The following is a 25,473-nucleotide window of genomic DNA, read 5'->3' as shown; positions in this document are numbered from 1 at the left end:
TTTGTATTAGATTATTGATAAAAAGCCCTTTGAATCCTTGATTCGAAGGGCTTTTTGCTTAAGATTAAGTTATTACCAGACCTTTACTTCACTCAAAATCACTCCTGCTTTTGCGTCTGTAATCCTTATTCTAATTTTCTGGGTTTGAGTGGTAGTTATTTTTATAATTCTCTTGTAGCCAATCGTAGTTTCGTTAGCGGCCTCTTTCCAATTTGATCCGTTCCAGGTGTCTATTGCAAAAGATTTTACCCGTTGACCTAAAGCTATGTATTCTTGCATTTCTACGAAATTCACGGTCTTAAGCTTGTTTAAATCAATTTCAATTGTAGCATTTTTACTATTTTGGGAAGCTGCCCAATATGTTTTTGTATTTCCATCGGTGAGGTTTGTACCGGCTAGTTTTTTATTAAAATTTGAGGATACAGAAACGGAAGCATTTTTAGCTAAGTTTTCTGAAAATCTCTCATTTAAAAGCTTCTTCCAAGCAATTAAATTGGCTACGTCTATTTCATGAATTTGACCACGTTTATCAGGTGGTATATTCAACAGCAAATTTGAGCCTCTGCCTACTGAAGTCATGTAAATATCAAATAGTTGTTGGGCGGTTTTTACTTTTACATCTTCTTCGGCGTGATAAAACCAGCCTGGTCTTATGCTTACGTCTACTTCGGCAGGAACCCAATCTTTGCCGTTTTCATTGCCAGTATTTAATAGGCTTTCAATACCCGCTTTGCCAGCATAAAGAGTGTCTCTGCTTATATTATTCCAGTTCGTTTTGCCGGCTAATCCACGTTCATTTCCTACCCACCTGATTTCAGGGCCAGCGTCTGAGAAAAATAGTATTTTTGGTTCAAGTTCACGTACCAACTCTATAGTTTTTGGCCAATCATAAAAAGTTTTCCCGTTTATTTTTCGCATTTCTTTAGTGCCGCCATAAAAGCCATCTCCGCCATTTGCCCCATCAAACCACATCTCGAAAATTGGCCCATACGCTGCAAAAAGCTCTTTTAGTTGGTTTCTATAATATTCTACATAACTTGGTGAGCCATAATCAGCTCGGTTTCTGTCCCAAGGTGAAAGGTACACGCCAAATTTCAAACCGTATTTTTTGCAAGCTTCTGATACTTCTTTTACCACATCGCCTTTACCGTTTTTGTATGGACTGGCAGCTACTGAATGGTTTGTAAATTTGCTTGGCCAAAGCACAAATCCATCGTGGTGTTTACAGGTCAAAATCACAGCTTTTAAGCCTGCATCTTTTATGGTTTTTACCCATTGGTCAACATCCATATCGGTCGGGTTAAATATGCTTGGGCTTTCGTCACCATATCCCCATTCTTTACCTGTAAAAGTATTGGTTGTGAAATGGATAAATGCATAAGTTTCTAACTCATGCCATGCAAGCTGATCAGCCGTTGGAATAGGAAATACGGGTTTAGGGGAAGATATTTGGGAAGTTTTACAGCTTAAAATCGCAAAAATTAGAGCAAAAAAAACATGATATTTTGAAGTTTTCATTTTGGTTTTTTAATTGATTGGAAGCAATAAAATTAATTCTAAATATCCGATTCAGAAAAAAATATGTTTTATTTGAACATTAAAACCTCCAAAAAATGGCTAATGTTTTTTCTTCCGAAAATTTCAAATCTCTTTTTGGGTCTTTTCTAAAATCCTTCCGCAGGTTTCCGCTTACATTACTTTGTAGTTTGGTGGCTACTGTTTGTGTTATTCTCGTTGCCAAAGATGAGGCTCACAGCAAAGTTTTGGAGAAAATTGCCGCAACGTTTGGTTTGTTTTTACCTTTGTTTTTTAGTGCAGAAATATTTGAGGAAAGAAAACAAACTCCTAGATTTTTGATTTTAGGGTTAAGTGTATTAGCTATTTTAGCTTTTTATTTTCTTGGTTTTCCTGAGGTCGTAGATATTTTTAATAATAAATCTTTTCTGATTCGCTTTGGTGTTTTGGTTGTCGTTTTTCATTTGCTTGTTTCGGTAGCTCCCTATATTTTCACTAAAAATTTATCTGGTTTTTGGCAGTATAACAAAACCCTATTTATCAACATTCTCACTGCATTTTTATACAGTTTTACATTAAGTGCTGGCTTGGTTCTGGCGGTTTCAGGCGTTCAAAATCTATTTGAGATCAAAGTGACCGATGACTGGTTTGTGTATATTTGGTTTGGTGTTAATGGCTTTTTTAATACCCTCATTTTTACTTCTAAATTACCCACTTTAGAGCAAATTGATAGCGAAACTTCTTATCCTGTAGGTTTGAAGTACTTTACGCAGTATGTTTTGTTGCCGTTGGTGGCCATATTTTTAACAATTTTACTGGCCTACGAAGGTAAAATTATTTTAGCTTGGTCATTGCCAAAAGGCTGGGTGAGCATCATGGTTTTAGCAAGTGCAATATTTGGCATACTGGCATTTTTACTCATTTATCCGCTAAAAAATCTGAATAAGTGGATTCAAAGTTACAACAAGGCTTATTACTGGATATTGATTCCGTTGGTTGGTTTAATGTTGGTGGCTATTTATGTCAGAATCTCCCAGTATGGTCTCACTGAGCCACGGTATTTTGTGGCAATGTTGGCAGTTTGGTTGTTAGGTATTGCTATCTATTTCTCTTTTTCCAAAGTTGATAATATTAAGATTATACCTCTTTCACTGTTGTTATTGGGATTAGTAGGGATATTTGCTCCATACAATGCTTTTCAAAGTTCAAGGACAAATCAAATTGGACGCATGGAAGAAGCATTGGTAAAAAACAAGTTACTTAAAGCCGGTAAAATCATTGTTCCTAATAATTTTACGCTTGACAGCATGAATCAAGATAGACTTTATGCAGCCCTCGAATATTTAGCTGAAAGTCATCCGGAGAAACTTAAAGACTATTTGACTGAAAAACAATTCGATGAATTGACGGCGGAGAAAAACGATTTTCAACGGGCTCAAATAATTTACAAATTGACTAACCTTCCTCAAAAAAAGAGTTTTGATGTAAATAAATATTTTAGTGTCAAGAGACCTAGTTTTTATGATTTAAACAAAGCCGATTTTTTGATTGATTCAAAAGAATATCGAGAAGAAAATCAAATTATAAAAATTGAGGAGGATTCATTAGAATGGAAGCTTGAAAAGAATATTTTGACGATTATTATAGGAGGAAAAGAAAAAGTAAATTTTGATGTCAGCAAATTAAAGAATGAAAATTCAACTGAACTGGGAATTGAATCGACGACTTTTGAAAAAGAAAGTTCAAAGTATTCACTGAAGCTTTTGATAGAAAGCGGCAATTCTAACAATGGAATTCTAGAAAACTTACAATGGAAATTGTTTTTGACTAAAAAGTGAAATTATGCCCAATCCTCTTTTCAAAAAACTCGGACTCAAGGATGGCCAAAAGGTAATTTTGGTCAACATTCCTGAAAACTACTTTGATTTATTAATAGAAGTGCCTGAGGTAGAAGAAGCAGAAGACGAGCAATTGGCCGATTTTTTACACATATTCGAAAGCAAACTAAGTGAGTTAGAAAAATCCTTTAAAATGAACGTTTCTAGGCTTAAACCTGACGGAATGATTTGGATTTCATGGCCCAAAAAGACATCTAAAGTGGCCACCGATGTTGATTATCACTCAGCTAAGTTGATTGCTACACAAAATGGTTATGTAGACGTGAAGGTAAGTGCCATAGATGAAACTTGGACAGCCTGCAAGTATATAATACCCATAAAAAATAGACTTTAATTGACATTCTGTCTATTAATCTCCAATTTTTAGACTTTCAAAATCCTCCTCTGCACCTACAAATGCATTGATGTCTACATGTCCAGGTATTCCCGCCACTCTTCCTTTTTCGGTGTATTGCCAAATCTTGAGGTTAGGGTTTTTTACTAAAGAGTGAATATTGCCTGATTTATAGTCAGCCAACCAAAGTGGGTTGCCCTTAAAATGACCCTTGATATATTTTTTGTAAATAAATGTGTTTGTATAAATAATTGGCTTCACACCATAATATTTTTCTACAATTTGAAGCCACTTTGTGAGGCTTTTCCTTACGGTGGCTACATTGGCTGATGGCGAATCTTTTTCAAAATCTAAAACTGGAGCTAAGTCTCCCCTTGTAAGTTTCACAGATTTGATAAAGTTTTTAGCCTGATCAGAAGCATTTCTTGTAGGATGATAAAAATGGTATGCTCCGCGTGCTATCCCGGCTTCTTTACATTCATTCCAATAGGTTTTAAACTTAGTGTCTTGAAAAGTAGAGCCTTCTGTTGCTTTCAGAAAACAAAAACTGACTTTGAAGTCATCATGTTCAGCTATTTTTTGCCAATCTACATTTCTTTGGTGATGGGAAACATCTATTCCATGAATGTTATAGCGTTTGATAATGTGGTTGTTGCTTGGTGCAAAACTTACAAAGAAATTGTGTAATAGTAATGTGAATACTACTGAAAAATTTAAAAACATATCACTCGATAATATTTGATTGTGTATTTAAACTTTAGAGCAACTATTGTGCCGTTTAATAAGTTTTTTGACCAATTATTTCAGTTGTTTAATTCAACATTTTGGTTTTTAGAAAATTACAAATTCGTTTTTTTTAATAAATGCGGCTTCTTATTAGTTTTAGAAACAAAAAGAGAAGGCTATAGTCTTCATAGCCTTCTCTGATAAGAATTAAAAAGAATTCTACTTATTTAGCTCTTTTAGCAAGTTCGGTGAAAGGAATAATTAATTCTCTTCCTAACGATTGGCCGTTTCTAAAAGTTTGAGCTCTTAGATTCAAATTGCCATCTTGGACCTCAAATGCAGAAGTGTATTTTTTAGAATAATTTACAGGGTAAGTGTTGTCTATACTATAGTAAATTTCTGTGTTTGGCACATTGTTAGTTAACTCCACAGTTATTTTGCCAAGGTCTTTTTTTACTTTTACTATAGGTTCATACACTGCCCTAGAAATGTTTGTTTTAGCAGCATCAAATCTGTAAAAATGAGCTTCTGTTCTATTCACAAAGCCATTCCAATTTTTTGCTTCTTTAGGGCTCCAAAGCGTTTCAATTGTAGAAAATGCTCGAGGATAGGTCATATAAAAAGCAAATTGCAAGCTCGGAACAACTTCTGTCCAAAGATTGGCCTGTCCTCCTAAAATATACTTTGCGTCTACACCTTCTGGCACTGGCTCAAACTCAAACGTTTTTTCAAGGGAAAGGTCGGCATAAATTGGATTTTCTACGCTTTTATCTCCTTGTGTGTAATCTATGTAGGCATAGGTGGTGGGCGTCATCACTACTGGAACACCCATTTTGGCGGCTTCTATACCACCTTTCATACCTCTCCAGCTCATAACAGCGGCTCCTGGGGCAAGACCGCCTTCAAGAATTTCGTCCCAACCAATCAGTTTTTTGCCTTTGCTACTTACTATTTTTTCAACACGTTTTACAAAATAACTTTGCAATTCATGGGTATCTTTTATGTTGTTCTTTTTCATAAATTCCTTGACAGAAGCATCTCTTTCCCAAAAACCGTGGTAACTTTCGTCGCCACCCATGTGAATATATTGGCCAGGGAAAAGTGCTGCCACTTCGGTCATTACTTTGTTTACAAAATCATAAACTTTTTCATCACTAGGGTTCAATGTGTTCTCAATTAGCATTTCAAAAGTTCCGTTTGCAAACCACTCGGCAAACTTTGCTCCGGGGTTTACCGAAGTTGGTTTTTTCAATGTAGATAGCTCAGGATAAGCTGCCAAAGCTGCCATGCTGTGTCCAGGAATGTCTATTTCAGGAACTATTGTGATGTTTCTTTCGGCAGCGTACTTAACTACATCCTTAATCTGCTCTTGTGTGTAGAATCCTCCATAAGTAGCTTTTTCTCCTTCTTTTGGTTGAGGACGTGTATCACCAAACCTCCCGTAGCGTTCCACTCTCCAAGCACCTATTTCAGTCAGTTTTGGCAATGATTTTATTTCAATTCTCCAGCCTTCGTCGTCTGTCAAATGCCAATGAAATACATTGAATTTGTACTGTGCCATTTTATCTATATAAGACTTCACTTCGTCAACCGTAAAAAAATGACGACTCACATCAAACATCAATCCTCTCCAACCAAATCTTGGATAATCTTTAATTTTGCAACCCATCACCATACCTATTCCCATTGGATGGTCTTTAGACTCAAAATCTCTTGGAAGCATTTGTCTCAAAGTCTGAAGTCCATTAAAAATACCGCTGTTTGTGTTGGCCAAAATTTCAATTGTATTTTCGTTAACTTCTAAAAGATAGCCTTCATCTCCGATGGTCACATCTTTGGTTTTTAGCAAATCCAGAATAATTGCCTTATTACTTCTATCAGGGTTAGGTACTGATTTAAAGTTGATATTTGTACCTGCATTTTTTAAGAACATTTGGAAGTTTTCGGCCATTTTTCTTAAAGCAGGGTTATTTGTTCTAAGGTCTACACTGGTTTGATTATCAAGCATAAACATGCCATTTGTGTTTTGAAAACTCACTGGTGCAGGTATGATATTGTGTTGTGCCTTTACAGTTAAAACTCCTAATAAAATTATTATAAGAAAAAAACAATTTCTCATTGGTTTACTCAATTTTGGTTGAAATGTAAAGTTATTAAATTTTTTTAAAAACTATTAAATTTTAGAATAGTTTTAATGGAATGTATATCTTTTTGGTATTAAAATATATTTTCTTGGAATATAATTTTGGAAATAATCTTTTTTTCGATAGTAATTTGGAATGTATCTTTACCTCATTATCCATTATTTAAATATTACAAAATGAGAAGAACTTTGACATTAGCAGTTTTTATGTTTACGCTTTCATTTAGCGTTCATGCACAAGTAGTAAGAGTTGGTCTAGTAGGTGTAGGTGTTGGGGGAGGACAAAACTCAGGAAGATTCGCTCTTCATTTATTGGAGGCATCGTATGCTCCTCAACCAAGAATAGACTTCGGCGGGTATTTTGGAGCAGCTCTAGGAGCCTCTACAGATAAGGCTTCAGCAGGAGTTAGATATGGTGTTCAAAGTAAATTTTATTTGATGACAGAAAAATTTAAACCTTTCGTTGGATTACAAGCAGGATTAAATTCTGGGGGGTTTGTGGATGTAAATACTGAAGAGGTAGCTACAGCAGGCACTAAATTCCAAGTTACTCCTCAAGTGGGCTTCAGAGTTGGCCCCTTAAATATTTGGGCGTCTTATCAAAACGGTTTTATGGTTAACGGAGGACTTGTATTTGGGTTTGGGAAATTTGAGTAGAATAAATTTCGATTATCGTGATAAATATGAACATCAAGTCCCAGGATATTATTCTGGGACTTGATGTTTTAGCGTATGTAAATTCTACTTTTTACCTAAAGAAATAACCGCCATCACAGGATGATGATCCGAAGCAAACAAACCTGCCCATGTATTCGTCAATGTTGCATGTTTAAAGACTTTGAGTTTTGGATTATTAACAAAAACATAATCTATTCTTCGGTTGTCTTGTTCTTTACTTTCAAAACCATTGAATGAGCTTTCGGGTCCGAAATGTGGTGTTTGGCTTAATTCAGAAGATTCGGTAAGTTGCCCCATAATTATTTTAATTGGCTCCTCGGTTGGAGTAGCATTAAAATCTCCCATCAAAATGACATTTTCGCCTCCGGCAATTTCTTTGATTTTCTTCAATACAAGTTTCGAACTTTCAGCTCGGGCGACTTTGCCAATATGGTCATAATGCGTGTTGAAAACATAAAATTTAGTCTTTGACTTTAAATCTTTAAAATAGCCCCATGTAACAACTCTTGGGAGGTTGGCGTCCCATCCTTTGCTGGGCTTTTCAGGAGTTTCGCTCAGCCAAAAGGTCTCTTGTTTGAGAAGTTTAAACCTAGTCTTGTTATAAAAGATAGGGGAGAATTCTCCTTTTTCTTTTCCATCGTCACGTCCTAGCCCAAAATGTTCGTAGTCAGGCAAGCGTTCTTGCAAATCGTTGATTTGGCCAATTAGGGCTTCTTGCATTCCACAAAAATCAGCTTCGTAGAATTTCACCATTTCAGCGGCTCGGTCTTTTCTATTGTCCCATTTATTGATGCCATCTTTTTCAGTATTATACCTTATGTTGAAGGTCATGAAATTGATTTTCTGTGCATTGGCATTGATAATGGAGATTATGCTAATCGCAATTGTTAAGATTGAATATTTCAAGGTTGTTATAATTTTAAGTTTACGAATTTAGGGTATTAATTTACTAAAATGTAATTTCAAAAAGACATTTTTATGAACAGATTTTTTAGCTTTACTTTCTATTTTATTAAAACCATTATTGTATGCCCAAAACGCACAAGATTGGATGGAAAACAGCTCTAATGCTTGTTATTTCCAACATGGTTGGTACAGGAGTTTTTACGAGTCTCGGGTATCAGTTGGCTGAGGTTCAGAATGTTTGGAGTATTGTATTGCTGTGGGTTCTTGGAGGTATTTTGGCCTTAATAGGTGCGTTTACATTTGCGGAGTTGGGTACTCATTATAATAAATCTGGTGGCGATTATGTTTTTATAAGTGAAGGTTTCAGTCCATTTTTTGGGTACTTATCGGCGTGGACTTCGCTTATCGTTGGTTTTTCAGCTCCAGTTGCCATTGCGGGATTGGCGATGGAGGCATATTTGTCGCCATTTCAAATCGCAAATCTGCGATTATATATAGTTTTGGTTATTATTGGTATTTCTCTTTTTCATACATTTTCACTTAAGCATAGCAGTTTTTTTCAAGCTGTTACCACACTGTTTAAACTGCTTTTCGTCTTGTTTTTGTTGGGAGTAGGACTGTGGTTTGCATCTACCGAAGGCAATGCAATCAGTGTAGAAACCTCTGTGTTTTCAGAAATTTCAAAGTCTGGTTTTGCCGTTTCATTGTTATATGTAACTTATGCCTATACAGGCTGGAATGCCGCCGCATATATTGTTGGAGAAATCAGAAATCCTCAAAGAGATCTTCCAAGAGCCTTAATACTGGGTACTTTAGCGGTCATGATAGTTTATGTTTTGCTTCAAATCGTCTTTCTGAAATTTGGAACCCTTCTTCAGTTAGAAGGACAAGCAGAAGTTGCAATCATTTCTATTCAAAATGTTTTGGGAAAATCTAGTATGCCTTGGATAAGTGCAGGAATCGGCCTTCAATTGATAGCTACAATGAGTTCATACGTTTGGATTGGCCCAAGAATTATTCATGCCATGGCGAAACACTACAGTTTGTGGAGTTGGCTTAGACCTTTAAATGCCCATGATATTCCAGTAAGAGCCATTTGGTTTCAATGTTTGGTCATTTTAATTTTACTTTTGTCGGGAAGTTTACAGCAAGTTTTGATTTATACTTCATTTTTGCTACAACTTATGGGAACACTGGCAGTGGCAAGCTTTTTAAAAATCAAAAGGAATACGAATGGATTTAGGAGTCCGTGGAGTCCATTTATTCAATACTTTTATGTAGTTTTTAGTTTATTTGTCCTTGCTTTTATAATTTATGATAAGCCATTTGAAAGTATTATAGGACTAGGAATTTTAGCTTTTGGAGCTTTTACTTATTTAATCTCAAAAAAAGAATTAGAAAATGGATGATTTAGAATATTGGTTGAAAGGGCCTGTTCCAGAAATACCCCTGTTGTTGCAACCTGTTGCACATGCATTACTACAAGTTCAGAAAGAATTGAAAGAAGTTTTCATAGACTTTGACGAAAAGAAACTATGGGAAAGACCCAAAAATGTGGCTGCTGTGGGTTTCCATCTTAATCACCTCACAGGAGTTTTGGACAGACTTTTCACTTATGCAAAAGGTGAGAACCTAACACCTGAACAATTAGTGTTTCTGAAAAATGAAGGGAATGAAAATAATGCAACAAACTCAATAGAGTTATTGAAAGCATTTGATTTACAGGTGATTAAATCTCTTGATCAACTGAAATACACTAATCCAGAGACCTTAACCGAACCCAGATTTGTAGGCAGAAAAATGTTGCCATCTACCGTAATTGGCCTATTGTTTCATGCTACAGAACATACCACCCGACATTTTGGTCAGTTGTTGGTAACTATCAAAATTCTTTAGTATTTGTTCAATAATTCAAAAAATCTTAATGATAACTGTGCTAATTTTGGGAAATAATTAATCTACTGATGAAAAAGATATATTTAAGTGACAGCGGCCCGAAGGTTTCCAAAGCAATTTATAGTTTTTGGCGTTGGGAAAACGAGAGTGGTCTTACGGACGAAGTGGCTAAAAACGTAATTGAGCATTGTGTAAGTTTAGGAATAAACACATTTGATTTAGGAAATTATGAGACGAGCTCAAATTCTCAAAAAATATTTTTTAATGAGATAAACAAGCTTGGTTTAAAACGCCAAGATGTAGTTCTTTTTGCCAAGTTTGGACTGCAAAAGAAGAATGGCGTTGAGTATTTCAATAATTCAAGAAGCTTTTTGCTTGAAAGTTTGGACAAGTTTTTGGCAGCACAAAATTTAGATTACATAGATATTTTCTTGCTCGAAGGACTTGATTTTATATCTGACTTGGAGGAAATAGGTGCGACTTTGGAATACATTGTGCACACTGGCAAAGCTAAGCATATCGGGATTGCGAATCTCAACAATAGCCAACATAAACTACTTTCTAAGTTTTTGTCTATTCCTATTGTGACCAGTCACATAGAAATGAACCTATTGAAACCCGATGCTATTTTTGATGGAAGGCTCGATTTTATAAAAGAAACTTACAGCAAACCATTGGTTTGGGCTCCGCTTGCTGGGGGCGAAATACTGAGCGGAGGTTCGGAGAAAGCTATAAAAATTCGTAAAATATTAAATGAAATAGCTCAAAAGCAAAACGTAAACATTGAACAATTGGCCGTAGCATGGTTAATCCAATTAGGAGCACTTCCAATTATTGGTTCTTTGAGTTTAGAAAGGATAACAAATGCGGCTCAAGCTACGGAGGTAAAGTTGTCACACGAAGATTGGTATAAAGTATTTTCAGTTGTAAAATAAATGTTTGCATCAAAGCTACCCAATTTGGGAACTACGATTTTCACCACAATGTCGGCACTAGCGGCTGAATATGGTGCTTTAAATTTATCTCAAGGGTTTCCAAATTTCGAGGCTGATTCTGAGCTTCTTAAGCTTTTAGGTGAATATGCCGAAAGAGGGTACAATCAGTATGCTCCCATGACTGGCTTGGCAGCATTAAGAGAACAACTCTCCATAAAAACTGAAAAACTTTATGGTGCATTTTATGATGTTGACCATGAAATAACCATAACCTCAGGTGCAACAGAAGCTATTTTTGCTGCCATATCAGCCACTGTTAGCAAAGGCGACGAAGTTATTGTCTTTGAACCAGCCTACGATTCTTATCTACCAGCAATAGAACTCAATGGAGGCGTGCCCGTTTATATTACCTTGCACTATCCTAATTTTGAAGTTGATTGGGACTATGTGGCAAGTAAAATAACCAACAAAACAAAGCTGATTATTGTAAATACGCCGCACAATCCTACAGGAAGTGTATTTTCAAAAAGTGACTTAGATAAGCTTGCTGAAATAATTCAAGACAAAAACATTTATCTGATTGGAGATGAAGTGTATGAACACATTATTTTTGATGGTTTGGTGCATCACTCATTGTGTACACACCCATTTTTGAAAGAAAGAAGTTTTATCTGTGGTTCATTCGGCAAAACTTTCCATGTGACAGGCTGGAAAATCGGCTATTGCTTAGCCCCCAAAGTATTAAGTGTCGAATTTCGTAAAATTCACCAATATCTGACTTTCAGTACTTTTACTCCTGCTCAATACGCTCTAGCAGAATATTTGAAGAACGAAGAACATTATCTTTCGATTCCAACTTTTTATCAAACCAAAAGGGATATTTTTCTAAAGAGTATTGCCAATTCAAGATTAAAATTTGTTCCAAGTCAAGGGAGTTTCTTTCAAAATGTTTGTTATAAGCACATTACGGATCAGAAAGATGTAGATTTTGCGGTTTACTTAACCAAAGAACTTGGAGTGGCCTCTATTCCTATTTCGGTATTTTATCATAAAAACGTAGATGAAAAAGTACTTCGCTTCTGCTTTGCAAAGGATGAAGCAACTTTACAGAAGGCTGGAGAAATATTATCGAGTTTGTGAATTTGTTTAATTTATTAATCTACTAATTTGGTAGATTAAATAGGACGTACTATATTTGCAAACATTTTAACGCAAATTTTAATGGCATCAGCAAAAAATAGTACTACTAAATCGGTAATATCCAGCACCCAATGGTGGTATATTATTCCGGGTTTTCTTTTGATTGGCTTATTTTCTATCATTTATTATAATTATTCTAGCCAATTTTCTTTTTCAAAAATAGCAGATGGATTCACATCTGAATTTTTTATATTTCTTATAATAGGTGTTTTTGCTCAGTTAGTTGACGGTACTTTAGGCATGGGTTATGGTGCCACATCTACATCGTTTCTGTTATCTTTCGGTGTTCCTCCTGTTATAAGTAGTACAGCAGTACACGTTTCAGAGATGTTTACAACCGGTGCATCTGCTATTTCTCATCATAAATTCGGAAATATTAATCGTAAGTTGGCCAAAATGTTGATAATTCCTGGAGTTATTGGTTCAATTATCGGAGCATATTTATTGTCAGATGTGATAGACGGAAACGTAATTAAGCCTTTTATTGCGATATATATGATTGCATTGGCCATAGTTATCATCGTAAAAGCAGTAAGAAAAAAACGTCCGAAAAAACCGACAAAACAATTGGGCTTATTAGCTATTTTTGGTGGTTTTATGGATTCAGTTGGTGGCGGAGGCTGGGGACCCATCGTGACTTCCACACTCATAGGTCGTGGGCGTGATCCTCGTTACACTATTGGTTCGGTAAATGCAGCTGAGTTTGCCATTTCCTTTGCGAGTGGCATTACTTTTTTGCTTTTTGAAGGCATTCACGGTTGGCAAGTTATAGCTGGTTTAATACTCGGGGGTGTGATTGCAGCACCGCTAGGAGCATATTTTATCAACAAAATCCCAAGAAAACCAGCAATGGTGGCCGTAGGTTTAATGATTATCTTCTTGAGTTTGAGGACGTTGATTAAGTGGTTTTAACACACCAACTTAAATCCTTCTCCATGAAGATTCATGATTTGTATGCTGCTGTCGGATTTAAGATATTTCCTTAATTTGGTAATATAAACATCCATACTTCTGGCATTGAAATAGGAATCGTCACCCCAAATAAGCTTTAAGGCATAGCTACGGCTCACTGTTTTATTTTGATTTTGACAAAATAACTTCAGCAAATCCGACTCTTTGGTAGTTAACTTATTCATTCCTTCAGCACTTTTTAGCTCATGTTGTAAGGAATTGAAAGCAAATTTACCAAGTGTAAAAACCTCAGCTTCGGGGTTTATCTCTCCTTTTTTTGATCTTTTCAGAATCGCTTTTATTCTAACTAAAAGCTCTTCCATGCTAAATGGCTTAGTAATATAATCATCAGCCCCAACTTCAAAACCCTTGATAGTGTCTTCGGGCATACTTTTGGCTGTAAGAAACACGATAGGAATATCAGGATTCTTGGTTCGTATTTCTTTGGCCAAAGAAAAACCGTCTTTTTTTGGCATCATGACGTCTAAGATACAAAAATCGAATTCTGAGCTTAAAAATATATCTAAACCCTGGTTTCCGTCTTTAGCCAATGTTACGTCGTAGCCTTTCGCTGTGAGATATTCATGGAGTAATGAGCCTAAGTTATGGTCGTCTTCTGCGAGAAGTAGTTTTATTTGATTCATATAGTTTATTTAAGCGTAGGTTTGTTTTAAGCCAAAGGTAACAGCACCGAAAAGTCTGTTCCTTCATCAATTTTACTGTTTACAGAAATCGTCCCATTGTGCATTTCAACCATGTTTTTAACATAGCTTAGGCCAAGTCCAAATCCCTTCACATCATGGAGGTCGCCTTTGGGGACTCTATAAAATTTCTCAAAGATTTTGCTCAGCTGGTCTTTAGGAATTCCTATTCCTTTGTCTGATATTTTTAAAAGTAGGCCTTTTTCAGTATTGCTTGTCGCTATCGTGATTTCAGGCTTTTCTTTCGAATACTTGATAGCATTATCCATGAGATTAAAAATAATGTTCGTCAAATGTACCCTATCTGCTGAAATATTAGTTTCTTCGGCTTGAAGGTCTAAATTGAGTTTTACTCCAAATTGTTCCATCTGAACACTCTGGTTTTTCACCACTTGATCTAGCACTTCATTGATATCAATAGGTTCGAAATTGAGGCTTAAATCGCCCTTTTCTAGTTTTGCGATTTGTAGAACTTTTTCTATTTGGGTTCCTAATCGTCTGTTTTCTTCTGTTATTATGTTGAGATATCTATCGGTTTTTTCTGGGCTTTTATTTATTTCTTTATCTTTTATAACCTCCAAAGCAAGGGCAATTGTAGAAACTGGCGTTTTCAATTCATGCGTCATATTATTTATGAAGTCATTTTTGATATTCGAGAGTTTCTTTTGAGTCAAAAGACTGTTTACTGAATAGTAGAAAATACCGCCCACAAAGGCAATCAATAGAAATGAGCTTCCAAAAATCGACCAAAGGTTTCGTAGAATGTAGTTTTCTTTTTCAGGAAAATACACCTGGAGCGTCTGGTCTTGCTGAAAAGTATCGTTTGGAAAAAGCTTTACTTTATAGGTTTTAGAGTTGGAAAAAGATTCATTCTTATTGAATGAAGCAAAAACCATATTTCCATTGTCTTTTACGCTATACTTGAAGGGTAGATTGATTCCACTTTCAGTAAATTCCTTTTTCAATAAGGTGTCGAGCATAACATGACCCAGTCGCTCGTAGATGCTTCGCTTGCCTATGATAAAATCCTTGAATACATCTTTCATCAGATTTACCTTTTCCTGTTTCTTTTCAGATACCCAACTCTTTTCAGTGGTTCTTTTCTGCGGCTTAAGATATTCTTTTGTCTGATTTTCTTCACCCAATACATTTGCTGATGAGTTGTCTTCAGTAACAATAAAATTGAATCTAGGCAATTGCTCAGAGAAATCAAAGAAGGGGTCTTCTTCAAAAACCCTAGAGAGCTCGTTTAAATTGCTCTGTTTTTTGGCTAGTTCCATTGATCTTTTTCGAAATTTTTCAAAAGACCGATGTTCATCTTCCAAAAATGCCCTTAAATATTCGCTTTGTTGCTCGGGGTAGACATACATGCGTTCAGCCAGAACATCGTTTTTTGGTTCAAAACTTGGACTCACATTTACAGTGACTACATGTCGAGGGTCTATTTTGAGAAGATTTCCCTCGTTATAAGCAAAATTAATAGTGTCAGAAGTGATTTTTGTATGGTTTACAATTTCAGGGTTTCTCCGAGAAACTCTTTTTTTGGGTTTCGAAATATTTAATAATCGATTTTTTTCCTCTTGAATTATTCTTTGTTTGGTCATAAATATGACCTCTTGTTTTTCTATTTGTCGAGATGTTTCTCTAAGTATTTCATTCACTTTCCTGTCAAACTGCTCGTTTTTTTCGGCAATGGCATTCTCTATCCAATACCATTGGAAGGCTATCAAAGAAACCAATGCTAGGAGCATTAATCCAATCAAAACATTAATTCGGTTCAATTTTCAAATATTTGATTTTCCAAAACTAGGTTTTTTAACAGAATAACGAAAGAGCTTTAACACTTTTTAACTATGCTACTGGCGGCATCATAATGGCTAATTATCACGTGTTTTAACGAATTAATGATTAATTTTGTGAAAATTTTTTCTTAAATATTTTTATGGCGATATCAGTAAATCAGCTGACAAAGACTTACGGAAGCCAAACGGCTGTTAACAATATTTCTTTTTCGATAGAAAAAGGACAAATATTGGGATTTTTAGGGCCAAATGGAGCTGGGAAATCAACAACCATGAAAATACTAGCGGGCTATATAAGTTCCACATCGGGAGAGGCACAATTGGATAGTGATGTCATCACGGTGGACTCTTTAATTACGAAAAGTAAAATTGGATACTTGCCCGAGCACAATCCTTTGTATTTAGAAATGTACGTAACAGAATACTTGAGTTTTGTTGGCGGTATGTTTGGATTGAAAGGAGCTGTTCTTAAAGAAAAAGTTGCAAAAGTTATTGAGATGGTTGGACTGATGCCTGAAAAACACAAGAAAATTGAACAACTTTCTAAGGGATATCGACAAAGAGTAGGACTCGCTCAAGCCTTAATTCATGATCCCGAAGTATTGATTCTCGATGAACCAACGACGGGTTTAGATCCCAATCAATTGGTGGAGATACGAAAGCTGATTAAAGAGGTTGGAAAAAATAAAACGATTATACTTAGTACTCACATTATGCAAGAAGTGGAGGCTATTTGTGACAGGGTAATCATCATAAACAAAGGGAACTTAGTGGCAGATGACACTTTAGAAAACCTAAAAAAAGACGGTGGAACACTCGAAGAAATTTTTAGAAAATTAACAAACTGATAAAAGAAATTGAGATATGGACATTTTTGTAGGCAGTATTCCTTTCAAATTTAAAGACCAAGATTTGGTAGATTTGTTTTCGCCATTTGGTGAGGTAAAGTCTGCCAAAATAGTAATAGACAAAACTACCAGACAAAACAAAGGATTTGGTTTTGTTGAAATGGGAGACAGAAAAAGCGGAACAGCTGCTATAAAAAAGTTGCATGGTTCTGATCAAATGGGCAGAGCAATTGTGGTTTCTGAAGCCAACAAGGATAAGGAAGGCCAAAGAATAGACAAGGCTCCGAGAGATTGGCACAAACCAAAAAAGAAGAACGATAACATTATAACTTTTGGCGGTTAATGAAATTTGACGATTACAGAATATCGCATGACATAAAGAAAAGTTTAGCAGAGAAAGGATTTAAAAAGCCAACTGATATTCAGTTTAAGGCTATTCCAAACATTCTGAAGGGCGAAGATGTGCTTGCTATAGCCCAAACTGGTACAGGTAAAACCGCAGCATTTGCCATTCCAGTCATAAATATTCTACATAGCAATCCTCCTGAGTGGTTTGCCAAAGGTTCGGTACGGGCTTTGGTAATGGTACCTACGCATGAGCTTGCCCAACAAATAGCAGAGGTTTTTAAGGAAATAGCCAAATACACCAAATTGCGTATTCTGGCATTGTTTGGTAGTACAGACCAAGATCCACAGATTGCCGCTTTTCAAAAAGGCGTGGATATTTTGATAACTACACCAGGCAGGATGTTTGACCTTCGTGCCCAAGGATTTATAGACTTTAGAGGAACGGAATTTCTTATACTTGACGAGGCCGACAGAATGTTGGACATGGGTTTCTACAAAGATATAGAAGACGTCATGCGGTTTTTGCCCAAAAACAAACAAACGCTTTTTTTCTCTGCGACTATAGATGAAAAAATCAAAAAACTGGCGTATTCTATCGTAAAGAATGCCATTCGAATTCAAATCTCGCCCGATGACCCCATCTCCAAAAACATCAGTCATTCGATGATTCTGATAGAGATGGATGATAAGCGATTCTTTTTGGAGCGATTTATCAAACAAAATCCAGAGAAAAAACTGGTGGTGTTTGTTCGTACCAAAGTGCGAGCAGATAGGGTAGTGGCTGCCATGGATCGCGTGGGCTTGGTTACAGAATCTATCCACTCCGGAAAAACCCACCAAGAGCGGAATGATACCATGAAAAGGCTAAAAAGTGGCCAATTGAAGGTCCTTATTGCTACTGACGTGAGTGCAAGAGGCGTGGATATTCCTAATGTAGATTATGTAATTAACTACGATTTGCCAGATGTTCCAGAAAATTATGTTCACCGAATTGGTAGAACGGGAAGGGGAACACTAAAAGGAAGGGCATTGTCTTTTTGTAGCTTAGAAGAACGTCCGATGTTAGATGTCATTGAAGATTACATTGGACATTCTATTTCCACTCAGAAATTAGAAGATTTGGATTATCAAGAAACTATAATTTTTTCAGAAGCAGACCAAAAGACTTACAAGGACGTTTTTAAAGAGATTGCAGAGTTTGAAAAGGCCATGGAAGTTAAAAAGAAAAAGAAAAAATAGGTGAGATTTTTTCCCTGATTTAGTATTCCGTAATAACCATTTTTCTTGCCTCAATTGCTATGCTATATTTCTATTGATACAGATTTTACCTTTATGAATTTCAAAAAATTAACAACACTATTAATTCTTCAGTTTGTAGTAGTTTCACTGTTTGCTCAATCAACAAATACGGGCAACTGGGTGGCGTATTTCGGTAATCAAGCATTTAATAAAAAATGGAATTTACACAGCGAAATCCAGTACCGAAGCTATAATTTTATTGGTGATACTCAGCAACTTTTGTTGCGAACGGGCTTGGGGTATAATTTTAGCGAGAAAAATAATAATTTGCTATTGGGTTATGCATTTATAAACACACAGAATTACGTTGCGAATACAGACGAAAAAGTTGACTTTGACGAACATCGGATTTTTCAACAGTTTATAACCAGGCAGAATTTTGGAAGAATTTTTACCCAACACCGCTACAGGACCGAGCAAAGATTTTATAATGATAGCTTTCGATTTAGATTTCGTTATTTCTTAGGTATTAATATTCCTGTTACTCATAAAACTATGGCTCCTCAAGCCGTGTATTTATCCATGAGTGATGAGGCGTTTATCAACGCAAAAGCGAACGTTTTTGACCGTAACCGTCTTTATGGCGGACTAGGTTATGTAATCAACAAAAACCTCAGAGTGGAGCTGGGTTATATGTCGCAAATGCTCGAAAATTCTAAAAGAGGACAACTGCAAATTTTGTTATTTAATAATATTCCATTTCATAAGAACTAATCCATTGTGAAGATGAAAAAGTCTGTTTTTTCTTCATTTATACTTTTACTTTTTACCACAAATGTCTTTGGCCAAATAACCTGGCAAACCGATTTTGAGCAAGCAAAGAAAACTGCGGCAAGAACAGGGAAAAGTATACTTATAGAATGTTTTCATCCTGAGTGTTCGCATTGTCAGGTTTTGAATCAGAACTTAAAAAATCCAGAGTTGTCGAAATATCTAAACGATAATTACACAAATATGAAACTCGACTTGACCAATCAGAGTCAAGTGAAATTGCTCGAGGAAAGAAACATTAGGTTAATAAATTATCCAGTTTTTTTGTTTTTGGACACTGAGGGCAAACTTCAGTATTTTCTGGAACCCAAGGAAACCGCCCAAGATATTATAGTTCAGTTTGAAGAAGAAAGGGGAAATAGCTGTTTGGAATGCGAAAAAAAGGCAAATTCGACTTTAAACGAAAACGTAAGGTGTGCAATCTATTATAGACTTTTAAAGGATCAAGACAAGGGAAATGTCCTCAATAACAAGCTTTTCGAAAGTCTTGAAGAGTCCGAAAAAGCCAGTTTGGGTTCATGGAATATTTTCAAGAAAACTGTTTTTTCTCCCAACAATATGTTTTTTCAATTTTGGATAAAAAATCATCCCCAAGCAGCTGGTTTAGAAGGGAATAGCGGCAAAGAGAAAGATGCTTTTGCTTCAATTATTCAAATACACACCAAGTATCTTGAAAACAAGGATGATTATCCAAAATGGGAACTTGATTCGCTACACGCATATTTGGCAAAACTCGGAGCTGACGAGAAACGCAGACTCTCATGGCTTTGGAGTTTAGAATTAAATTATTATTTAACTTCAAAGGATTATAACTCCGCAAAAAATCTTTGCCGCAAGATGGCATTTATTTATCCTGATGCTAATACGTTTTCTTTTTTATCGGAGAAAATAAATGCGAAAGTAGAAGGCGTGGAAATGTACGATTATTTTCTAGAAATAAAGGATAAATGGCTAGCTGGATTGAGAGAACCAAAGCACAAATCTGCCTATTTCATTCAAGCAGCCCAGTATTATAGTAAGTCGGGGCAAAAAACAGAATGTATTAATTCTTTAAACCAAGCCACTCAATTTGGTTTATCAGTTTTAGAAAAAAACGCTTTTATCCAAAAATATTGTAAGTAAATTTATCTTTTCAACTTCCCACTACCATCTCCTAACATGAGATTTTCTACCTCAGCAATATCCACTAAGTTTTGATCGCCAGGAATAGTATGTTTCAAGGCACTAGATGCGTTACCGAATTCTAAAGACTTCAAGTCGTCTTTATAAATCAATTGTCCATATATAAATCCGCCAAGAAATGCATCTCCAGTGCCTACTCTGTCAACAATGTGCGTAATGTCCAAATTGCCCGTTTTCAAGTATTCTTGCCCGTTCCACATGCGTGCATTCATGCGGTTGTGGGAAGCACTAATTTGTATGCGTTCGGTATCGATTATTTTTTCTATGGAAGGATAACGCTCCATCAGTTTTTTCGCGGTGTCCTGAAACTTGCCCTTTTCTTCGTTAGAAATTATTCCAAATATCTCTTCAATATTTTTTCTTGAAGCCAATATCACATTAGAATAAGAAGCCAACTCAGGAAGAATATCTTGGGGCGTTTTGCCATAATTCCAGAGGTTGCTTCTGTAATAAATATCCGAAGACACTTTTATGCCCAGTTTTTTGGCCACTTTTAAGGCGTCTAAAAGTGCAATTGCAGGTTTTTCGCCCACAGCTGGAGTAATTCCACACCAATGAAACCAATCAGCATCTTTTAGTATTTCTTCCCAGTCAAACCAACTCGGGTCAAGATTGACAAATGCAGAATCTGCTCTGTCATAAACTATCTGACTCGCACGACTTACAGCACCCGTTTCGAGAAAAAACAATCCCATTCTCTGGCCTTTTAGATGTATGTTTTCATCAGAAATGCCCAGTTTTCTTATAAATGCTTTTGCTTTTTTCCCAATATGGTTTTCCGGGAAAACACCCACATGAGTCACATCAAAGCCAAAATTGACCAATGCCGCACCAACGTTCATCTCTGTACCTCCAAAAGTACAGTCGAAGGATTCCGCTTGTGCTATTTTTTGGAAGCCGGGCGTAGAAAGACGTAACAGTATTTCTCCGAAAGTGACGATTTTAGGCATTGCAAAACGATTTAATTTTCAACAAAAATAGCATTTAAGATTAAACGCCCAAATTTCTTCTAATACCCAATTCCAATCCACGCAACTCGGCCAACCCTCTCAAACGACCAATTGCAGTATAACCAGGATTAGTTTTCTTATTTGGATTCAAATCATCTAACATTCTATGTCCATGATCCGGGCGGAATGGCAGTCTATAATCCTCTCTATTTTCAGTTTTACGTTTTTCTTGCTCTTTTACCAAAGCTTGCATTACGCCGAACATGTCTACATCGCCGTCCAAGTGATCAGCTTCATGGAAATTCCCCATTTCGTCACGCTTGGTAGCTCTTAAATGTATGAAATTTATTCGGTCACCCATTCTTTCTATCATGCCTACCAAATCGTTATCGGCTCTCACTCCGTAGCTGCCTGTGCAGAAACAAAGACCATTGTATTTGCTTGGATATGCCTCCAGCAAAGCCTTAGCATCTGCCTCGTTGCTTACCACACGTGGAAGACCAAGAATAGTATATGGCGGATCATCTGGGTGAATAGCCAGCGAAACTTTATTTTGTTCAGCCACTGGACCAATTTCGGCTATGAAGGCATAAAGGTTATTTCTGAGTGTTTGGTCGTCAATACCATTGTAGGTAGCCAATACTTCACCAAACTGCTCTATTGTAAAGCTCTCTTCGCTACCGGGTAAACCAGCGATTATATTTTTGACCAATTTAGATTTTTGAGTATCAGTGGCCGATTGAATCCATTGCTCAGCCTTTTCAAGAATATCAGCCGAATATGCATCTGGGGCATTTTTTCTTTTCAAAAGATAAACTTCAAAAGCACAAAATTCAACTATATCGAACCTCAGGGCTGTGGAGCCATCTGTCATTGGATAGTCAAGGTCAGTCCGTGTCCAATCCAAGACAGGCATGAAATTATAACAAACGGTGTCTATTCCACAGGTGGCGAGGTTAGCAATAGAAGTTTTATAATTTTCTATGTAAGTCTCAAAATTTCCTGAGCGTTTTTTGATGTCTTCGTGCACTGGGATACTCTCTACCACTGACCAGGTTAGTCCGGCAGCTTCGATTATTTCTTTACGTTTCTGAATTTCTTCCACAGTCCATACCTGACCGTTTGGAATGTGATGAAGAGCAGACACCACACCAGTAGCTCCAGCTTGGCGTACATCCGAAAGGCTCACGGGGTCATTGGGGCCATACCATCTCCAAGTTTGTTCTAATGCCATAAAATTCGATTGATATTATTTTGACAAAAATAATGGATGGAGTATCGAATTACTACCATTATAGATTTAAATAATTGTATTTTTTTGCCAAAAACTTGTGATGAATAATGAAAGTAAAAAAAAGTATAATTTTTTTTACGCAATGTTTGGAAATAAAAAATCAGTCCTGCATCTTTGCACTCCCAACGCACAGGGAATAGGGGAGTTTAGCTCAGTTGGTTCAGAGCATCTGCCTTACAAGCAGAGGGTCGGGGGTTCGAATCCCTCAACTCCCACAGTATAAAAAGCCTCATAATCAGTAGATTATGAGGCTTTTTTCATTTTCGGCCATACTTTTAGAAATCCTGGTTTAAACATGGTTTAAACATTTTGATTTTTAGAGGTGTTGAAAATTAGCCATTTACAGAAGGATTCGAAAAATCTAGATTTTCGAAAATCAAAAAAACCATTCGAGATGAATGGTTTTCGGGTATACAAGGAAGCCGTTCTATTAGTGTTCTAATATTTTTGGAGTTTAGTCACCTGTTTTTAATGCTTCCATTGGCCTGAGACTTTTTTCGATAAATGCATCTATGTCATCCTTCCAGTACCAGTATGCTAAAATTAGAATACCAAAAATTGGTAGCAACCACAACCACCAGTATGATTTTTGTTTTGGCTCTTTATAATAAGTTTGATTTATTGGTGGCTCATACCAGTAACTTTGGGTATTGTTGTTATTATAGTTGGTTTTGGGATAATAACCGCTTCGAGGTCTTAAACCTACGTATTTGCTGTTCGTAGCAAGTCGTACTGCTTCTTGATTAATTGTTTTTTCGCCTTCCTGATAATTATAATCCGAAAATGGCTGGTAATTGAACTCTATCATGACTTTACATTTTTAAGGATTCCATTATTGCAAAATATACATCGGTCAGATCTGACACATTGATTTGTCTCTCTATGGCATTTATATCTCGATAAGGAATGGGCTTCCCCTTGTATTTTTCAAAAAGCTTCTGGAGCTTTTCATTCTCATAAATACCCAAGCGTTTTTTGAGGCGTTCTACTTCTCCTCGATTTTCGTTTTCTGAATGATTTTCGTGCCTTCGGGATACTAGAACTTCAACATACTCTGAAAGGCTCATCGAATACCTATCGGCTTCTATGGCCAGATCCATTTTTAGTTGAGCTTCGCATTTAAAGCCTAAGGTTACTTTTGCTGTGGCATTGGCTAGAGCATTAACATCTAGGCCTCGTCCTGTTCGTGTTGTGTTTGTCATTGTGTGTGTTTATTTATTAATACCCAAATATTACATTTTCTAAAAAACTAGTTTATAGTTACTACTGGTTAATGCTCGTTATTTTGGGTTAATGTTGGTTAATTAAAGATATTTTATTTTTACCAAGTTTAATTCCCAGGCTCCCCTAAGTGTAAAAATATTATCTCTACTTGCTTAGGGGTAAGTATTCTGCTGTTTGCTTCTATTTTAAGTTCTTCAATTTTTTTCAGCCATTTGTTTAAGGTTGTCAATGAAACATTGTAACTCGCTGCTAGCTCAGTTCTCGTGGATGTTGTAATTTTCATTTGTTTTTAAAGTTTATCCTGCTTACTTGCTTAAGTAAGTAAGCAAGATGAATTTGATAATTTTTTAATTATTGCTCTTCACCGAATACAAGTTTTACATAGTATCCATGCCTACACTTGAGTTGGGTTTGTTCATATCCGAGTTTTGAAAGGGCTTTGCCTAATTGTACTGGCTTAGGAATAACTTTAGAATGGAAATGTTCTCGCAAATAGGCATTGATATCAGTTGCACTCATGAATTTGTCATGTTCCTCTTTAGAGGCTGGTAGTAGGGCAGAAACTAGCATATCTTCTTCAGGAGATATATATTGAAATTTCTCATTTTCAATTTCATTTTCTTTAATTTCTTCTGCATTTAATTGGTATTCGAAACCAGTAGTATAAAGATGATAGGCTTGGGACCAGATAAGGTCAATATCAAGCTCGTTTCTATAATTCCAGTCTATTTCCTCAATTTTGAAACAAAGCCACCGTACAGAGCCTGTTTCATCGTTTAAAAAGTCAAATTGATTGATAGACCCAAGAAAGTTAGCTCTTCTTGGCGATCTGATTGACTTCGTACCATAGGGAGGGCGAACCTTTACATGATCTCTAGAAAAAACACTTTTTAATGTGTTCAATTCAAATTTGCTCAAAGAGGAGAGTTCGTCTAGGTTAATTATGAAGTTCTCAGTGAGGGCAATAAGGCCATCTTTATCCATCGAGATATTCTCTGTAAAATATTCTTTCAATCTTGGAGGACATAACCATCTACAAAATGTTGTTTTACCATTATTTTGCTTCTTTTGGACCAAAACAAAGGCCTGTTTATTGAAGACATTGGTATCTAAAGCACAAGCGATTGACCTAACCAACATTTTTTTAAATTGCCAGTTAAATCGTGTCTGGTTTTCCGCATTAATGTAATTTGCCAAATTTTCGATGTAATCTATATTTCCCTCTGGGTTATAGAGGCTACTAATATTATCGAAGTATTCTTGAAAAGGATTGTACTTTGTAACATAACTAGATTTTAATATGGCTAATAGTGTGGCCATAGATATTCCCTTATGCTGCTTATGAAGGTCTCTGAAAATGTCATTTTCATTCAATTCATGGAAAAGTTCGTTGGAACCAAATTCACGGACTTCTAATTGATAGTTGACCTCATTGAGTCTTATTTCATAGTTGGCATCCAAGAAGTCCTCGACTTCTTGGATACTAGTGCTTTTTCTGCTCATAGTTTTTTTGGATTTAGTTTTTCAGCAATCTCCTTCCTAGTGGCTTTCTTGTTATCCGCAAGCCAAGCATCTAGATCCATTTTTCTGAATCTTAAAGAACGGCCAACTTTGTTGAAACAAATCTCACGTCTGTGGGTGAGCTGATAGATGGTACCTTTCGGTACTTGTAGATAATCCGATGCTTGACTTAAAGTAAGGATAGCATCTGATTGAACCGTGGCTTCTGGTTTAGAAGCTAAAAGGTCTCTAAGAATTTGCTCTATAATAGCCTTGAGCTCAGGTTGTGTAGTTACTATTATTTTTTCCATTGTTTTGTTTAGTTATGTGAAACAATGGGCCAAAGGAATTATCAAAAAAACTGTTCCCTGG

Annotated in this window: 26 protein-coding genes and 1 tRNA gene; 14 read left to right on the top strand and 13 right to left on the bottom strand. The window is 36.2% G+C overall.

The window, feature by feature from the left end; translation table 11 throughout:
* Positions 1–72 precede the first annotated feature (72 nt).
* A complete protein-coding gene (locus EGI26_RS08585) occupies positions 73–1,518 on the bottom strand; it encodes an alpha-L-fucosidase (RefSeq protein WP_255077722.1) in 1,446 nt (481 codons plus the stop codon).
* Positions 1,519–1,613: 95 nt separating this feature from the next.
* Here EGI26_RS08585 and EGI26_RS08580 point away from each other — a divergent pair, with 95 nt between their 5' ends.
* Together EGI26_RS08580 and EGI26_RS08575 are read left to right on the top strand one after the other, a co-directional pair.
* Positions 1,614–3,353 carry a DUF4153 domain-containing protein gene (locus EGI26_RS08580; RefSeq protein WP_255077721.1) on the top strand — a complete coding sequence of 580 codons (1,740 nt, stop codon included), beginning with the start codon at positions 1,614–1,616 and terminating at the stop codon, positions 3,351–3,353.
* Between the two features lie 4 nt (positions 3,354–3,357).
* A complete protein-coding gene (locus EGI26_RS08575; RefSeq protein WP_255077720.1) occupies positions 3,358–3,747 on the top strand; it encodes a DUF3052 domain-containing protein in 390 nt (129 codons plus the stop codon).
* A 15-nt stretch (positions 3,748–3,762) separates the two neighbouring features.
* On the opposite strand, the gene EGI26_RS08570 is transcribed toward EGI26_RS08575, so the two are convergent.
* Both EGI26_RS08570 and EGI26_RS08565 read right to left on the bottom strand, forming a co-directional pair.
* The gene (locus tag EGI26_RS08570; RefSeq protein ID WP_255077719.1) at positions 3,763–4,470 is read right to left on the bottom strand and encodes a glycoside hydrolase family 25 protein; all 708 of its coding nucleotides are present in this window, start codon (positions 4,468–4,470) and stop codon (positions 3,763–3,765) included.
* 226 nt (positions 4,471–4,696) lie between these two features.
* Positions 4,697–6,592, bottom strand: coding sequence for a beta-N-acetylhexosaminidase (locus EGI26_RS08565; RefSeq protein ID WP_255077718.1), 1,896 nt, complete (start codon positions 6,590–6,592; stop codon positions 4,697–4,699).
* A 201-nt stretch (positions 6,593–6,793) separates the two neighbouring features.
* Here EGI26_RS08565 and EGI26_RS08560 point away from each other — a divergent pair, with 201 nt between their 5' ends.
* Positions 6,794–7,273, top strand: coding sequence for a hypothetical protein (locus EGI26_RS08560; RefSeq protein WP_255077717.1), 480 nt, complete (start codon positions 6,794–6,796; stop codon positions 7,271–7,273).
* An 84-nt stretch (positions 7,274–7,357) separates the two neighbouring features.
* Here EGI26_RS08560 and EGI26_RS08555 read toward each other — a convergent pair whose 3' ends face one another.
* Positions 7,358–8,200 (bottom strand): endonuclease/exonuclease/phosphatase family protein, encoded by an 843-nt coding sequence (locus EGI26_RS08555; RefSeq protein WP_255077716.1) that lies wholly within the window; start codon positions 8,198–8,200, stop codon positions 7,358–7,360.
* A 122-nt stretch (positions 8,201–8,322) separates the two neighbouring features.
* Here EGI26_RS08555 and EGI26_RS08550 point away from each other — a divergent pair, with 122 nt between their 5' ends.
* The 5 genes from EGI26_RS08550 to EGI26_RS08530 all read left to right on the top strand — a co-directional run bounded on the left by EGI26_RS08550 (position 8,323) and on the right by EGI26_RS08530 (position 13,143).
* Positions 8,323–9,609 (top strand): APC family permease, encoded by a 1,287-nt coding sequence (locus tag EGI26_RS08550; protein ID WP_255077715.1) that lies wholly within the window; start codon positions 8,323–8,325, stop codon positions 9,607–9,609.
* Positions 9,602–10,096, top strand: a complete 495-nt coding sequence (locus tag EGI26_RS08545) for a DinB family protein (protein ID WP_255077714.1) — start codon at positions 9,602–9,604, stop codon at positions 10,094–10,096. Before EGI26_RS08550 ends, EGI26_RS08545 begins: the two co-directional genes overlap by 8 nt.
* A 68-nt stretch (positions 10,097–10,164) precedes the next feature.
* Positions 10,165–11,031 carry an aldo/keto reductase gene (locus EGI26_RS08540; protein WP_255077713.1) on the top strand — a complete coding sequence of 289 codons (867 nt, stop codon included), beginning with the start codon at positions 10,165–10,167 and terminating at the stop codon, positions 11,029–11,031.
* Entirely contained in the window at positions 11,032–12,171 is a 1,140-nt protein-coding gene (locus EGI26_RS08535) for a methionine aminotransferase (protein ID WP_255077712.1), read from the top strand.
* A gap of 81 nt (positions 12,172–12,252) precedes the next feature.
* Complete coding sequence (locus EGI26_RS08530; protein WP_255077711.1) at positions 12,253–13,143, top strand: sulfite exporter TauE/SafE family protein; 891 nt, start codon at positions 12,253–12,255, stop codon at positions 13,141–13,143.
* Here EGI26_RS08530 and EGI26_RS08525 read toward each other — a convergent pair.
* Together EGI26_RS08525 and EGI26_RS08520 are read right to left on the bottom strand one after the other, a co-directional pair.
* Positions 13,140–13,826, bottom strand: coding sequence for a response regulator transcription factor (locus tag EGI26_RS08525; RefSeq protein WP_255077710.1), 687 nt, complete (start codon positions 13,824–13,826; stop codon positions 13,140–13,142). The two genes, EGI26_RS08530 and EGI26_RS08525, sit on opposite strands and share 4 nt — an antisense overlap.
* A gap of 26 nt (positions 13,827–13,852) precedes the next feature.
* Positions 13,853–15,664 carry a sensor histidine kinase KdpD gene (locus EGI26_RS08520; RefSeq protein ID WP_255077709.1) on the bottom strand — a complete coding sequence of 604 codons (1,812 nt, stop codon included), beginning with the start codon at positions 15,662–15,664 and terminating at the stop codon, positions 13,853–13,855.
* A gap of 161 nt (positions 15,665–15,825) precedes the next feature.
* Between EGI26_RS08520 and EGI26_RS08515 the strand changes: the two genes are divergently transcribed.
* The 5 genes from EGI26_RS08515 to EGI26_RS08495 all read left to right on the top strand — a co-directional run bounded on the left by EGI26_RS08515 (position 15,826) and on the right by EGI26_RS08495 (position 20,073).
* On the top strand, positions 15,826–16,533 hold the full coding sequence (locus EGI26_RS08515; protein WP_255077708.1) for an ATP-binding cassette domain-containing protein: 708 nt from the start codon (positions 15,826–15,828) through the stop codon (positions 16,531–16,533).
* Between the two features lie 16 nt (positions 16,534–16,549).
* Entirely contained in the window at positions 16,550–16,876 is a 327-nt protein-coding gene (locus EGI26_RS08510) for an RNA-binding protein (RefSeq protein WP_255077707.1), read from the top strand.
* Positions 16,876–18,120, top strand: a complete 1,245-nt coding sequence (locus EGI26_RS08505; RefSeq protein WP_255077706.1) for a DEAD/DEAH box helicase — start codon at positions 16,876–16,878, stop codon at positions 18,118–18,120. Before EGI26_RS08510 ends, EGI26_RS08505 begins: the two co-directional genes overlap by 1 nt.
* A 93-nt stretch (positions 18,121–18,213) precedes the next feature.
* Positions 18,214–18,894 carry a DUF2490 domain-containing protein gene (locus EGI26_RS08500; protein ID WP_255077705.1) on the top strand — a complete coding sequence of 227 codons (681 nt, stop codon included), beginning with the start codon at positions 18,214–18,216 and terminating at the stop codon, positions 18,892–18,894.
* A gap of 12 nt (positions 18,895–18,906) precedes the next feature.
* Positions 18,907–20,073: a thioredoxin family protein gene (locus EGI26_RS08495; protein ID WP_255077704.1), complete on the top strand. Its 1,167-nt coding sequence runs from the start codon at positions 18,907–18,909 to the stop codon at positions 20,071–20,073.
* 2 nt (positions 20,074–20,075) lie between these two features.
* Here the strand turns inward: EGI26_RS08495 and EGI26_RS08490 are convergent, their stop codons facing one another.
* A complete protein-coding gene (locus tag EGI26_RS08490) occupies positions 20,076–21,083 on the bottom strand; it encodes a sugar kinase (protein WP_255077703.1) in 1,008 nt (335 codons plus the stop codon).
* A 40-nt stretch (positions 21,084–21,123) separates the two neighbouring features.
* Positions 21,124–22,317, bottom strand: coding sequence for a mannonate dehydratase (gene uxuA, locus EGI26_RS08485; protein ID WP_255077702.1), 1,194 nt, complete (start codon positions 22,315–22,317; stop codon positions 21,124–21,126).
* 200 nt (positions 22,318–22,517) lie between these two features.
* Between uxuA and EGI26_RS08480 the strand changes: the two genes are divergently transcribed.
* Positions 22,518–22,592 (top strand) — tRNA-Val (locus EGI26_RS08480).
* A gap of 239 nt (positions 22,593–22,831) precedes the next feature.
* On the opposite strand, the gene EGI26_RS08475 is transcribed toward EGI26_RS08480, so the two are convergent.
* The 5 genes from EGI26_RS08475 to EGI26_RS08455 all read right to left on the bottom strand — a co-directional run bounded on the left by EGI26_RS08475 (position 22,832) and on the right by EGI26_RS08455 (position 25,412).
* The gene (locus EGI26_RS08475) at positions 22,832–23,185 is read right to left on the bottom strand and encodes a hypothetical protein (protein WP_255077701.1); all 354 of its coding nucleotides are present in this window, start codon (positions 23,183–23,185) and stop codon (positions 22,832–22,834) included.
* 4 nt (positions 23,186–23,189) lie between these two features.
* Complete coding sequence (locus EGI26_RS08470; RefSeq protein ID WP_255077700.1) at positions 23,190–23,579, bottom strand: hypothetical protein; 390 nt, start codon at positions 23,577–23,579, stop codon at positions 23,190–23,192.
* A 128-nt stretch (positions 23,580–23,707) separates the two neighbouring features.
* Positions 23,708–23,884, bottom strand: a complete 177-nt coding sequence (locus EGI26_RS08465) for a DUF4248 domain-containing protein (RefSeq protein ID WP_255077699.1) — start codon at positions 23,882–23,884, stop codon at positions 23,708–23,710.
* A gap of 68 nt (positions 23,885–23,952) precedes the next feature.
* The gene (locus tag EGI26_RS08460; RefSeq protein WP_255077698.1) at positions 23,953–25,104 is read right to left on the bottom strand and encodes a VapE domain-containing protein; all 1,152 of its coding nucleotides are present in this window, start codon (positions 25,102–25,104) and stop codon (positions 23,953–23,955) included.
* On the bottom strand, positions 25,101–25,412 hold the full coding sequence (locus EGI26_RS08455) for a helix-turn-helix domain-containing protein (RefSeq protein WP_255077697.1): 312 nt from the start codon (positions 25,410–25,412) through the stop codon (positions 25,101–25,103). Before EGI26_RS08455 ends, EGI26_RS08460 begins: the two co-directional genes overlap by 4 nt.
* Between the last annotated feature and the right edge of the window lie 61 nt (positions 25,413–25,473).

It is taken from the genome of Lacihabitans sp. CCS-44, from assembly GCF_024343735.1.
Taxonomy (GTDB): domain Bacteria; phylum Bacteroidota; class Bacteroidia; order Cytophagales; family Spirosomataceae; genus Leadbetterella.
The sequence above is the reverse complement of the archived record's forward strand: the minus strand, read 5'-3'. Positions and strand labels throughout refer to the sequence as shown.